Origin of the sequence: Bacillus alkalisoli, from assembly GCF_002797415.1 — a bacterium.
Taxonomy (GTDB): Bacteria; Bacillota; Bacilli; order Bacillales; family Bacillaceae_I; genus Bacillus_CD; species Bacillus_CD alkalisoli.
The window spans coordinates 3,577,395-3,590,982 of record NZ_KZ454944.1; the positions used below are offsets into that span (position 1 = coordinate 3,577,395).

Below are 13,588 nucleotides of genomic sequence, written 5' to 3' on the forward strand. Positions count from 1 at the left end.
TAATTAAAAATAATTCGGAGGTGTATGTTGGAAAAAGTTTCTATGCCTTACAATAGGTTTATACAGTTACGTAGAAGGTTGGGATGATCATGAGGAAGTTGTTTATATTTGTGCTTATACTGCTTGCGCTTTTTGTTGTGTATGAGTCAGGGAATTTTGCGAAACTATCGTGGAACCCATGGTCTACAGGGAGTGGAACAGATAGCGCAAAGGTAAGTGGAGTGGATTTAATCGAAGTAGACGCTTCTGGTGTTGGTGTGACGATTGTGCCGCAAAAAGGGGATTCGGTTGAGGCCAAGTTAGAAGGGAAAGGTAGTGTTACCGTTAAGAAAAAAGGCAGTACAATTATGGTGGATTATGAGCGTGAGCGTTCGTTTCGTTGGTTTAGTTTTAAGAACAATAAGGTTAGGGTGTATATTCCAGAAGATTATAGTGAAAGTATTGCGCTTAATTCTGGGGCAGGAAATATAAATTTTGAAGGTAGGTCTGCAGCAGAGCCGTTTCAACTTGATCGTTTGACGCTGAAAGTTGGCGCTGGGAATATTACGTTGAAAAATATTGAGGCGGAAAGCTTTGAAGGAAATATTTCTGCTGGGAATGTGCGAGCTGATTATCTCGTTGTTGGTAGTGGGAAATTTGACTTAAAGTCAGGGAACGTTAATGTGAAAAAGTATGTTGGACCACTTGAGGCAAAAGTGACTTCTGGTAATTTTACGATGGAGATGGCGAAGTTGACTGGCGATGTGTCGGTGAAGGTGACGAGCGGGCGGATGGATTTAGAGCTTCCTAAAGATGCAGATTTTACATTGAATGGGAAAGTGACGAGTGGGAAAGTTTCTGTGCGACACCCGATGACGATTGAGAAAGAGAGTCGTACGGAAGTTGCCGGGACAAATGGTGATGGTACGTTTTCTGTTGATGTGCAAGTGACGAGTGGGAGTATGACGATACGGTAATATTTAGTGTTGATTGGAACGTTTGGATGTGAATTTGGTAAAAAGAGGATTTTTTAACTTCGATAACGAACTAGTCTTCTACAACAGGCTTAGGAATTTTACTAAGTCTTTTATTAATTAGTGGCTGTGTTAAAGATTAATGTTGATTGGAGCGCATGTCGTAGACTCCTGCGGGAGAAGCGGGGAGCGGGAGACCCCGCAGGCGAAGCTGAGGAGGCTCCCGGCCTGCCCGCAGAAAGCGGAGACATGCGCTCCATTCAACAGCGGTGTTTAATAGAACCTAATTAATAATTCAACGAGTTTTCAGTTTTATTTTTGTGCCAAGGATATCAAGCATTGGGTCTGGTATGGCTGATGGTGATGTTAAATGATCTAAGCTTTTGAATTCGTAACCTTCTTTTCGTAAATCATCAATTACTTTGCCAAGTGCATCGGCGTTGTCTTTGGAGACTGTGTGTAGCAAGATAATAGCACCTGGATGGATTTGCGACATGATGTTGTCGTAAGCATACTTCCATCCTTTTTGTTGATCTGTTTTCCAATCAACGAAAGCGAGTGACCAAAATACGTGTTGGTAACCTTCTTCATTTGCCATTGCCATTGTTCGTTCGCTGAATATGCCACGTGGTGGTCGGATGTAGCGCATTTCCTTAAGCCCGGTAATTTTTTCGTATTCATCTTTGACCATTTTTAGTTCTTTTCTGAAGCGTACATCATTAACGGTTGTTAAATCTGGGTGGTGCCAGGAGTGGTTGCCGACGGTGTGGCCTTCCCTAGCCATTCTTCTGATTAGTTCAGGTTGGTCTTTTAAATAATATCCCGTGACAAAAAAGGCGGCTGGCACTTTTTTCTCTTTTAATATGTCCAATACTTGTGGTGTATAGCCGTTTTCGTATCCGTTATCAAAGGTTAGGAAGATTTCTTTTTTGGACGTGTCTCCTAAGTAAAATGCGTTATGTTTTTTTAGTAAATTGTTGTATTGAGCTCCAGCGTCAGCTGGTTCGTGATTCCGACTTTTTTTGAAACCCCAGTGGATAGACGTGTTGGAATATCCGGCAGCTTCGGTTGTTAGTGCTGGTATGATTGGTATGATAAGAAGTAAGCATAACGTAATAATTAATCCATTTCTCACAACTTTGTCCTCCTTTACAAAATGTTTGTATCGTTAGTTTTCGTTTGAAGTTCCGGAACATACGGTGTATTGTTTTCCATTTTGCTGCAAAGAAAAAAAGCGCTTGGCTACTTTGGTTGAGTAGCTAAGCGCTTTTTGGTTTTATTATTTGAATACTGGCTCTTTAAATTGTGCTAATTTTTCTAGAGATGATTTTTCTACATCTTGGTGTAAGCTGTTGCCGTGTGAGTCCATTGTAACAACTGCTGTAAAGCCTTCTACATTTAAGTGCCACATTGCTTCTGGAATACCGAATTCCATTAAGTCCACACCGTCTACACCTTTAATACAATCTGCGTAGTATTGTGCTGCTCCACCGATTGCGTTTAAGTACACTCCGCCGTGTTCGTTTAGGGCTGCAAGAGTTTTTAAACCCATTCCACCTTTTCCGATTACTGCGCGCACACCAAATCTCTTCATGATGTCACCTTGGTAAGGCTCCTCGCGAATACTTGTTGTTGGTCCAGCAGCTTTTACGTGCCACGTGCCATCTTCGTCTTTCATCATTACCGGTCCACAGTGGTAAATGATTTGACCATTTAAATCAACGGGTGCGTCGTTGTCCATTAAGTGTTTGTGGATTGCGTCACGACCAGTGTACATGCGACCGTTAATGTGGACAACGTCCCCAACTTTTAGTTCGCGAATTTGCTCTTCAGTAATTGGTGCTTGAAGAACCACTTCTCTATTTTGAGCTTGTGCTACTTCTTCTTGTTTTTCTGCAAGCTCTTGGTTGAAGTCGATCATGTCGCCTTCTTGGTATAACCATTCCGTTACTTCGCCTGTTTCAGGGTTAATTTTCATGCCTAAGCGACGGTACGCCCAACAGTTGTATGCAACAGATACGAAGAAGCTTGCTGGAATACGGTTCATTACGCCAACTTTACATCCAAGTAATGTTGTTTCGCCACCGAAGCCCATTGTTCCGATACCAAGTTTATTTGCATTTTCCATTACATACTCTTCTAGTTGACGTAGTTCTTCTACAGGATTTACGTCGTCATTGTTGCGGAAAAGTTGCTCTTTCGCAAGCTCGTAGCCAGATGTGCGGTCTCCACCGATTCCAACGCCGATGAAACCAGCGCTACACCCTTGTCCTTGTGCTTGATATACAGAATGCATGATGCATTTGCGAATACCGTCTAAGTCACGACCAGCACGACCAAGACCTTCTAGTTCCGTTGGTAAACTGTATTGTATGTTTTTATTTTCACAACCGCCACCTTTTAAGATAAGGCGCGCATCAATGTAATCTTTTTCCCATTGCTCGAACTTGATGACAGGTGTGCCAGGTCCTAGGTTGTCCCCGCTGTTTGCACCTGTTAAGGAGTCAACAGAGTTTGGACGTAGTTTACCGTCTTTTGTAGCTTGTTCGATTGCTTTAAGAATAGCTTCTTTTATTTTTAATTGGTTGACGCCAACAGGTGTTTTGATTTTGAATGTTGGTAATCCTGTATCTTGGCAAATTGGCGACACGTTATCGTCTGCCATTTTGATGTTATTTGTAATCGTCGCAAGTGACATTGCCGCACGAGTTCCCGCGCTTTCGCTAAGTTTTGCCGTTGCAATGGCACGACGCACATCTTTAGGTAACTTTGTGCTTGTCTCTACAACAAGATCGTACATGCTGTTAAATAATTTTTCCATAAAAAGCTCCCTCTCCTATCCCCTATATTAGCGAGTTTTTATCGAGTATATATATTTTCACAGTTTTTATTATACTTGGAAATATGGTTTTGTTAAAGGATTTTGTAATCGGTTGCAGGGTTGGTGAAAAGCATGATTTATTTTTCAAGGGTGCATTAGTATTTTTATCTTACTCGAATAGTCTAGTTTGTGTTTCAATTTCCTTAACTTGTGTTTCAATCCTACACAGTTCTGTTTCAATTCAGCTAGCTTGTGTTTCAATATACAATTCTCTTCCAAAACAAAAAGAACCCAACGCACATAACGTTGAGCCCTCCTTGTATCACATTCTTATTCCCAATCCTTCTTAAACTGATTATACTTACCTTCCAAGTCATCTAACATTTGGATTAATCTGTCGATGTCCTCTACGTCTGTTGATTCTGGATCCATAGAATCTAACACTTCTAAAAACATATTAAAACGATCCTTCAAATAATCTACTTGAGAGTCTTTGTTATCAGTTGCTTTGCCCATCATTACCGCTCCTTTTTCACATGTCGCTTTCTATCGTACTTTATCCACTAACTAGTTGCAAGTTACTATTAAATTACCATCATATTTTCAAACCAAACATGATACAATGAAGGATAGTTTTGCTAGTAGAGGAGTTAATCAAGCCATGAAATCAATTTCCTTACCACCAATTACAACTTCCTTCGACCCGTGGGAAGCTTACTTAGATGTAAAAGAATATGGAAAAATGACGCTAACGAACGTTGAGTTCACAACAACGACTCTTTGCAATATGCGGTGTGAACACTGTGCGGTCGGATACACGCTGCAACCGAAAGACCCGGACGCACTGCCGCTTGAGCTTCTCATTCGTCGCCTAGAAGAAATCCCACATTTACGCTCCATCTCCATAACCGGCGGGGAGCCGATGGTATCCAAAAAATCTGTTGAAAACTATGTGGTGCCTCTTTTAAAGTATGCCCATGAACGCGGGGTGCGCACACAAATAAATTCAAATTTAACGATAGATTTAGATCGTTACGAGATGATTGTCCCCTTCTTGGACGTACTGCATATCTCACACAACTGGGGCACGTTGGACGATTTTGTAGAAGGTGGATTTGCGATGATGGAACGCAAACCAACTTTTGCACAAAGAGCAAATTATTTTGAGAAAATGATTGAAAACTCAAAAGCGCTTACGAAAGCAGGCGTGATCGTGTCCGCAGAGACGATGTTAAATAAGCGTACGCTCCCATATATCGAAAAAATCCACAAACAAATCGTGGAAGAAATGAATTGCCAAAGGCACGAGATTCATCCTATGTACCCAAGCGATTTCGCCAGTGGTCTAGAGGTTCTTTCGTTAGGAGAGATGCGCGATGCGATACATCGTTTGCTCGATATGAGAGATGAAAACGTGTGGATGTTGTTTGGAACGTTGCCGTTTTATGCTTGTAGCGATAACGAAGATGATTTGAAATTGTTAGATCGTTTGTACAAAGCAAAAAATGTGACGGTTCGAAATGATCCCGATGGACGCTCCCGCTTGAATGTGAACATTTTTGACGGAAATATTATCGTAACAGACTTCGGTGACACACCACCGCTTGGGAACATTCAAACAACAACTTTACCTGAAGCTTATGACAAGTGGATGGAAGGGGAAATCGCGAAGTCATTGAACTGTCATTGTCCTGCTGTTCAGTGCTTAGGACCGAACATTTTGGTGAAAAATGCCTATTATCCTGAGGTGGATTTTCAACAGAAAAAAGCGAATTTAGCTAAAGATTAAGCAGTATATTACTGGAGAGCCGTTTAATTTGATTAAATTGGCTCTCCTTTTTTTTCTTATAAAGATGAAGTGCAACTCCATCTTTTTTTCTGGCCTAGTTGAACTTCATAAGCCTTATGAAGTTCATCTACCTATTTAATTCTTAACCAAGAAAAACTTCATCTACATAAACGTAGTAAAGCAAGACAAAAATCATTTGTTTTTGTCTTGCTCTACTAATAATCATAGCCTTTATCTCGGTCTCTCCGTCGCTACATATAAGAATGAAACATGATCTTGCACCGGAATCCATGCGCCGATTCCTTGAGATGTTACGTTTTTCACTACAACGCTTTTCTTGCTTCCTTTTAACACAAGGAACACTTCACCGTATGTTACTTTTCCTTTTTCGTTAACAGCTGGTGCATACCCATACAAGTACCCCAACCTCTTCACTGGCACATTGTATACTTGGTCTTTTTTCGTACCAGCACCGATAATTGTGTTGAATGACAATGGAAGCTTTGTTTTTTCTGCCGCTTTAATCATCATCATTTGCTTTACTTCGTCGGAACGATCTACTTTGGAAGTAAGTCCGCCTTTCACTTGCTTTTGCGCTTCTTGACGATAACTAATTTGGTGTGGGGCATTACCGCCACGATTGTCTGCATAGTTTGTATTAATTTTTTGATACTCCCAGTTTACACTTGTTTCATTTGACTCGTATGAAAGTGGCCATTGACCAAGGTAGATTGTTGCACGATAACCAATCGCAACTGGAGATGGAGAAATGTTCGACTCATTTAACATTTTAATTAATTGCGGATTCTCGATTGGTACATTAGAAGAAGTAATCAGCTCTTCTGCTAATTCACTCGGTTGTAAATATGGAACATCTTCTGTTGGATTTGGATATGTATTGTCTTTAGAAATATCCAGAACAGAATTAGGAATCTCTAACTTCCCTTTTGTTTCTTTCTTCTCGCCTTCCGCCTGTGCACCAATGGAGTATGTTAACATGATGGTAGCAATGATGAGTACTTGAAAAAGACGCATGTCTGTTTTCTCCTTTCAAAATTAAGCTAAAATTTCAATTTCCCTTATTTTTTTCTTAATATCATTATTTATCCACCTTTTTAAAACTTTTTCCTTTTGGACATTTTTATGAGTCCCATTCATAAATTAAAATGTGAACCAAACCCCGTCCCTATTTATCTAAAAAAACCGCAAGAGCGTTAACTCTTACGGCCGATATTGTTATAAAGTTTTTCGAGTATAGGGAAAAAGATTTGGATGATTGGTCCAACTCCGAAAGTGATAATGAATGTACCAACTCCAATTGGTCCTTTAAAGATAATGGCAAAAATTAAGGCGAAAATTTCCGCGAACGTTTTGGCTGTCATTAATTTCACTTTTAGTCTTTCCTGAATTCCAAGCATAAAGTTGTCAATCGGAATAAGTGGGAATTTCGCTTGTAAATATGTAGCGATACCGAATGCAAGGAAGATCATTCCTGATAATAATAAAATGGATCTCCATACAATTCCTTCTGGTGTCCAATCTGGGTAGACGACAATCAACCAAAAGTCGATAAAAACACCAACTAAAAATATTGTAATGACCGCTAAGTAATCTGGCTTACTTTTTCGCAAAAATGTATTGATAACTATAAGGATAATACCAACGATGAATACCCAACTACCTACTGTTAATCCGATTGTATTAGACAGGCCTACGTTCAGCGCATCCCATGCACCTGCTCCGAGATTAGATTTTATCGTCAAACTAACTCCGAACGATAAAACAAATAAGCCAATTAAATAAAACAATGATCTTTTTAACACAAAGATACTCCCTCTCTAGAAACAGCAAAAGTTTAATGTGACGATTGCTTATATAATACTTTGTTTTTACATTGTAATCGAAATCAAAAAAATATGAAAAACTTTATTTAAGACGGAATATTTAAAACATTCAGTTTATATAGTGTATTATACCTTGGATGAAGGAGGCGATCCTAAAGCAACACAACATAAGAAAGGGGGAAACACTCACCCAACAACTAGAGCTTTTTATCCTTTATTGGAAGTACTTACCCTTAATGCCTTTACGTGTTCTATGTTCATAGTTGCAACTCTGTTAGCTTTTACTGTAGCAGAGTTGTTTTTATTTCTATGGAGAGCATACCTTAGACTCCTCTAAAATACTACTGCATTTCATGTGGAAAAGTGTAAATACAATCATCTAATTCATGGCTGTGTTTCAATCTGGATGGTTTGTGTTTTAATTTTGCTTTGTTCTGTTTCAATTTGTCCACTTTGTGTTTCAATGCTCCCCTCAACACTTCCCTCCTTTTTATTGTTTGATAATCACTTCGTTGTATACAAAAAAGACGCTGTTCTTTTTGAACAGACGTCTTTTACAAATTTTTATTATTGAAGTGGCATTGGATGAACATGCCAAATGCCATTTTGTTTAACCATTTGGAACGTTAAGTTGCTCACGTCTCCATCTTGTTTAAAAATAACTCTGCCTTCTTCTCCCTTTGTAATAACGGAGAAATCTCGTACTTCATTAAGCTTTTTCATAAATGCTTGCGTGTTTTCTGTGTTTGTTACATCTTTGCCTTCTTTAACAAACTGTTCCACTGAAATATTTAAAGCACCTTCTGGATAGAAATAGTACAAAGTTTCATAGTCTTCACCAGCTTGTGTGTACATGTATAGAGCAAATACTTCAAATGGCTCCAGTCCTTCTAGTGGAGTTGAACTTTTGGATTCTTTCACTTTTTCTAATGTTTTTACGAGTTGATCATTCACCTCTAATACGGACTTTTCCGTCTTCACATACGTTAAGCCTTCTACTGGAATGAACCTTTCAATTGTTTGTAAGTCGACTCTCTCATGATAGATAAAATCTACAGGTCCAGGCGCTAACTCGTTTAATTGTTCTGCAGCGAAATCTGTTAATCGGTAAGTTAGTTTCTCTTCTCCAAATGCTATTTCTATTAGACTTCCATCTTTTTTCACGTACTCAGCTTGTATTCGTTGATACATTGAATCATTGCTAACTGTGAATTGTTTTTTGACTTCGTTTGCTTTCTCCCCATTGTTTAAAAATACATCGATGGAGTAGTCACCTGCTGGCAGGGCTCCGATTTCTATTTCTTCTTCGAATTTTTCGCCTTGTTTGAGTTCAATCGTTTGAAGAGCTAACGTTGCGAGAGTTTCTTCGGAAAGTTGATACATTTTGTTTCCAGCACTGTCGTATAGAATGTAATCTACTGATAACCCGCTTGATAGATCGATTTTCACCACATCTGCCGTTTGGTTATCAACAGTGAAAACTACTTTTACTAACCCGTTACCTTCGTTTGTAATAGTTGCATCTTTTACTATTTCGCCTGCAATGACTTCTGTTTCTTTTTGTTCAGGGTCTTTTGGGGTTGCCCCTGTATTTGTATCCGTTACACCGCAACCTGTTAATAAACTCGCGACCATCATGGAGCTGAGTACAAAGAAAGGAATTTTTTTCATCATTCTCGTGCACTTCCTATTCATCTATTTTCATGTTTTATTGATTCCATAAAGTTTGACGGAGGTTAAAAATAAAAGTTTCAATCTTTTTTTGGATTTTTTCATTTAGGTAGGGGACGGTAGTGGGACTAGTAGAAGACTTTATTACACCATATAATTCAGTTCTTATACGTTACACTTTTTATGTGACACTTTTGATTTTTTTTGCTACACCTTCTTTTTTTATGTTACACTTCCGAAGCTTTTTGCTACACCACAACCATTTTTTGTGTCACCATTCATTTTTTTGTTACACTTCCAAACTCTTTTGCTACACCTCCATATTTTTATGCTACACTTCAAAAAATTTATGCTACACCTACACCACCCAAAGTTAAATGTGAAACCTTAAATCATATAAAAAAATCCCCACTTTATATCAGTGAGGATTTTACTTACCTTATACCAACTCAAACGTCTCAGTAATTTCAATACTACCAACTACCGATTGGGCCATTGGGCAATTTTTGTTCGCTAGTTCCATGGCTGAATGGATTTGTTTTTCTTTTCCTTCTAAACCTGTACCTTTAATTTTGTAATGAAGATGAATTTTCTCTAAGCGATTTGCCTCTTGTTCATTTCGAGTTACGTCTGCATCAATTGTGATGTCTTCAATAATAAATCTTTTCTTCTCTAAAATTTTGCGAAAAACGCCTCCGCTACATACAGCGATGGAAGAAACCATTAATTGATACGGACGGAATCCGTATTTTTCATCACCTGAAACGTGTAATTCCCCATATTCTACGTTTGTCACAAACCCTACTTCTTTCATTTTGAATTGCATCCGTCAATTCCTCCTAAATCTTTATAATTCTATTATAATCTCAAATGGCAGTGAAAAACACTTGTTGTGACTTACAATCTCTTGTAACATCAAGAAGGGACTGAGTTGAAGGGGATTTTAAAAATGAACAAACAAGTTTATCGATTTTGGGTGTTAGTATCGATTGTAGCCATTTCTGGTTTTTCGCAAGGTATGTTACTCCCTCTAATCGCCATTATATTTGAAAATAGTGGTGTCAGTAGTTCATTGAATGGACTACACGCTGCTGGGTTATATATCGGAGTTTTACTCGCTTCGCCATTTATGGAGCAGCCGTTAAGGCGTTTTGGTTATAAACCGCTAATCGTGGTCGGTGGATTATTAGTGATTGTTTCGTTAGCAAGTTTTCCCTTATGGCATTCGTTTTGGTTTTGGTTCGTGCTTCGCTTTTTCATAGGTGTTGGTGATCACATGCTACACTTTAGTACGCAAACGTGGATTACTTCCTTTTCTTCTGAAAAAAAGCGTGGCCGAAACATTGCACTTTACGGATTATTCTTTGGCCTAGGCTTCGCTGCTGGACCATTAATGACGAGATTGATCGATATTTATCTTTACTTGCCATTTATCATTTCATCTATTATTAGTTTGCTAGTTTGGATGACGGTTCTTTTTATTAAAAATGAATTTCCTGAAAAAGATATGGAGACAACATCTTTCTTTGGCACGATGCAGCGTTTTGCAAAAGTGTGGAAATATGCTTGGATCGCCTTTTTGCCGCCGTTTGGCTATGGATTTTTGGAAGCCTCGTTGAACGGGAATTTTCCAGTATACGCATTGCGAAACGGGATTAGTATCGAGGCTGTGTCTATTCTTTTGCCAGCGTTCGCTATTGGAAGCATTGTGTTTCAGTTGCCCCTTGGATTGTTAAGTGACAAATTCGGACGCCGGAACATCTTGTTAGTTGTAACACTTGCTGGTACTGCTAGCTTTTTTGCTGCAAGCATGTTGGAGCATTCGGTAGTCGGATTAATGATTTGTTTTACAATCGCTGGGATGTTGGTCGGATCGACGTTCTCGTTAGGAATAACGTATATGGCTGATCTTTTGCCAAAAAACTTATTGCCTGCGGGTAACTTAATGTGTGGAATTGCGTTTAGTGTTGGAAGTATGAGTGGACCGTTGTTAGGTGGAGTGTTTATCCAATTTGCATCGGTGAGTTTTTTCTTCGTTATTGCGACGATGTTGTTAGGAATTTTTATTGCGTTGGTTATGTATAAAGAAAAGCCAGTTGCTCGAAAAGTTGTTGCAGCATAAAAATGGATGTTGGAGCAAAAGACCATGTATTCTATGGCTCTCACGTTCATTTTTATCAAAGATTAGTTCAAAAATGATCTTGAAGAGGGCTCTCACGTTCATTTTCATCAAACATAATTTCAAAAATGACCTTGAAGATGGCTCTCACGTTCATTTTCATCAAAGATAAGTTCAAAAATGATCTTAAAGAGGGCTCTCACGTTCATTTTTATCAAAGAAAAACTTAAAAATAATCTTGAAGAGGGCTCTCACGTTCATTTTCATCAAAGATAAGTTCAAAAATGATCTTGAAGAAGGCTCTCACGTTCATTTTCATCAAAAATAAATTCAAAAATGATCTTGAAGAAGGCTCCCACGTTCATTCCTATCAAAAATAAATTCAAAAATGACCTTGAAGAGGGCTCTCACGTTCATTTTCATCAAAAATAAATTCAAAAATGATCTTGAAGAGGGCTCTCACGTTCATTTTCATCAAACATAATTTCAAAAATGACCTTGAAGATGGCTCTCACATTCATTTTTATCAAAGAAAAACTTAAAAATAATCTTGAAGACGGCTCTCACGTTCATTTTTATCAAAAATAAATTCAAAAATGATCTTGAAGAAGGCTCCCACGTTCATTTTCATCAAAAATAAATTCAAAAATGATCTTGAAGAGGGCTCTCACGTTCATTTTCATCAAAAATAAATTCAAAAATGATCTTGAAGAAGGCTCCCACGTTCATTTTTATCAAAGAAAAACTTAAAAATAATCTTGAAGACGGCTCTCACGTTCATTTTTATCAAAGATAAATTCAAAAATGACCTTGAAGATGGCTCTCACATTCATTTTTATCAAAGAAAAACTTAAAAATAATCTTGAAGAGGGCTCTCACGTTCATTTTCATCAAAGATAAGTTCAAAAATGATCTTAAAGAGGGCTCTCACGTTCATTTTTATCAAAGAAAAACTTAAAAATGATCTTGAAGAGGGCTCTCACGTTCATTTTCATCAAAAATAAATTCAAAAATGATCTTGAAGAGGGCTCTCACGTTCATTTTCATCAAAGATGGCCCCACCTTTGATCTTGAAGAGGGCTCTCACGTTCATTTTCATCAAAAATAAATTCAAAAATGATCTTGAAGAAGGCTCCCACGTTCATTTTCATCAAAAATAAATTCAAAAATGACCTTGAAGATGGCTCTCACATTCATTTTTATCAAAGAAAAACTTAAAAATAATCTTGAAGACGGCTCTCACGTTCATTTTTATCAAAAATAAATTCAAAAATGATCTTGAAGAAGGCTCCCACGTTCATTTTCATCAAAAATAAATTCAAAAATGATCTTGAAGAGGGCTCTCACGTTCATTTTCACCGAAGATGGCCCCACCTTGTTATTAGGTGGGGCTTATTATTGTAGTAGACAAACGATTACGCGGCCTTCTTCCCTTCTCTTTTCAACCCTAACCGTTCATTGTTGACGATGATAATTCCCACCGTTACACAGACTAAGCCAATCAAAATGGTCCAGCCTAACACTTCGTTTAAGAATACCGAAGATAAAAACACACCAAACACCGGTACGAGGAATAAGTACATCGACACTTTTCCGACTTTGTTATACTTCATCACATTGTTCCATAAAATAAATCCAGCTGCTGATAGGAACGATAAATAAAGGAGCAAGCTGAACGTGTACAAGTTAAAGGAAATGCTCAATAACCCTGCAGAAAATCCGCCAACGCCCAACAATCCGATAGATCCGAATAGCATTTGATAGGAAGTTAAGTAGGAAACATCCATTTTTGCCGCCCGTTCACGAGCCATAATGTTGCCGTATGCCGAAACCATCATCGCTAAAACGAGCAACACTTCCCCTACACCAAACGAAATCCCTGCATCTACTTTTGGTAAGTTAACAATTAAAACTCCAGCAAAACCGAGCATAATTCCTAGCCATTTACGTCTAGAAAGGGAGTCATCACTGTACAGAAAGTGGGCAAATAATATTTGAAAGAACGAAGCGGTTCCTGCAATGACCGCACCTTGCATGCCTGTGGAATAGCTTAACCCTATATAAAACAACACATATTGTAAAAATGTTTGAACAAAACCTAGTTGTACAAGCGGTACGATTGTATCTTTTCGTAGCGTAAAGTTCTTTTTCATTAGCCAAAAAAACAAAAATATCATAACACCAGCTAAAAAGAAGCGATAGCCAGCAAATAGTAACTGTTTATCGAAATCAGTTGGTAAGATTTCTAATGCCTCGTAGCTCATTTTAATGGCAGGAAAAGCACTTCCCCATAAAAATGTCGCGCCAAAAGCTGCAAGTATAATACCAAGCTTGCTCGTATAAAATTTTTCCGCGTTCATGAAATGCATCCCTCTTTTCCAAGCATCATTA

At 38.3% G+C, this 13,588-nt stretch carries 11 protein-coding genes; 3 read left to right on the plus strand and 8 right to left on the minus strand.

Going from position 1 to position 13,588, the window contains the following annotated elements:
* The first annotated feature begins 89 nt into the window (after positions 1-89).
* On the plus strand, positions 90-956 hold the full coding sequence (locus tag CDZ89_RS17820) for a DUF4097 domain-containing protein (protein WP_157842787.1): 867 nt from the start codon (positions 90-92) through the stop codon (positions 954-956).
* A 292-nt stretch (positions 957-1,248) separates the two neighbouring features.
* On the opposite strand, the gene pdaA is transcribed toward CDZ89_RS17820, so the two are convergent.
* The 3 genes from pdaA to CDZ89_RS17835 form a co-directional block, all read right to left on the minus strand.
* The gene (gene pdaA / locus CDZ89_RS17825; protein ID WP_406564935.1) at positions 1,249-2,073 is read right to left on the minus strand and encodes a delta-lactam-biosynthetic de-N-acetylase; all 825 of its coding nucleotides are present in this window, start codon (positions 2,071-2,073) and stop codon (positions 1,249-1,251) included.
* 159 nt (positions 2,074-2,232) lie between these two features.
* On the minus strand, positions 2,233-3,774 hold the full coding sequence (locus CDZ89_RS17830) for a fumarate hydratase (protein ID WP_100334150.1): 1,542 nt from the start codon (positions 3,772-3,774) through the stop codon (positions 2,233-2,235).
* Between the two features lie 330 nt (positions 3,775-4,104).
* Entirely contained in the window at positions 4,105-4,290 is a 186-nt protein-coding gene (locus CDZ89_RS17835; protein ID WP_096155726.1) for an SE1561 family protein, read from the minus strand.
* A 145-nt stretch (positions 4,291-4,435) separates the two neighbouring features.
* Between CDZ89_RS17835 and yfkAB the strand changes: the two genes are divergently transcribed.
* Positions 4,436-5,563 (plus strand): radical SAM/CxCxxxxC motif protein YfkAB, encoded by a 1,128-nt coding sequence (gene yfkAB, locus CDZ89_RS17840; RefSeq protein WP_096155727.1) that lies wholly within the window; start codon positions 4,436-4,438, stop codon positions 5,561-5,563.
* Between the two features lie 231 nt (positions 5,564-5,794).
* On the opposite strand, the gene CDZ89_RS17845 is transcribed toward yfkAB, so the two are convergent.
* The 4 genes from CDZ89_RS17845 to CDZ89_RS17865 form a co-directional block, all read right to left on the minus strand.
* Entirely contained in the window at positions 5,795-6,598 is an 804-nt protein-coding gene (locus CDZ89_RS17845) for a YfkD famly protein (protein WP_096155728.1), read from the minus strand.
* A gap of 179 nt (positions 6,599-6,777) precedes the next feature.
* On the minus strand, positions 6,778-7,386 hold the full coding sequence (locus tag CDZ89_RS17850; RefSeq protein ID WP_100334151.1) for a YczE/YyaS/YitT family protein: 609 nt from the start codon (positions 7,384-7,386) through the stop codon (positions 6,778-6,780).
* Positions 7,387-7,974: 588 nt separating this feature from the next.
* Positions 7,975-9,081: a BsuPI-related putative proteinase inhibitor gene (locus CDZ89_RS17860; RefSeq protein WP_157842788.1), complete on the minus strand. Its 1,107-nt coding sequence runs from the start codon at positions 9,079-9,081 to the stop codon at positions 7,975-7,977.
* Positions 9,082-9,517: 436 nt separating this feature from the next.
* Positions 9,518-9,904 carry an OsmC family protein gene (locus CDZ89_RS17865; protein WP_100334154.1) on the minus strand — a complete coding sequence of 129 codons (387 nt, stop codon included), beginning with the start codon at positions 9,902-9,904 and terminating at the stop codon, positions 9,518-9,520.
* A gap of 123 nt (positions 9,905-10,027) precedes the next feature.
* On the opposite strand from CDZ89_RS17865, the gene CDZ89_RS17870 reads away from it, so the two are divergent.
* Positions 10,028-11,200: an MFS transporter gene (locus CDZ89_RS17870; protein ID WP_100334155.1), complete on the plus strand. Its 1,173-nt coding sequence runs from the start codon at positions 10,028-10,030 to the stop codon at positions 11,198-11,200.
* 1,412 nt (positions 11,201-12,612) lie between these two features.
* Here the strand turns inward: CDZ89_RS17870 and CDZ89_RS17875 are convergent.
* Positions 12,613-13,557, minus strand: a complete 945-nt coding sequence (locus CDZ89_RS17875; RefSeq protein ID WP_100334156.1) for a DMT family transporter — start codon at positions 13,555-13,557, stop codon at positions 12,613-12,615.
* Positions 13,558-13,588: the final 31 nt, after the last annotated feature.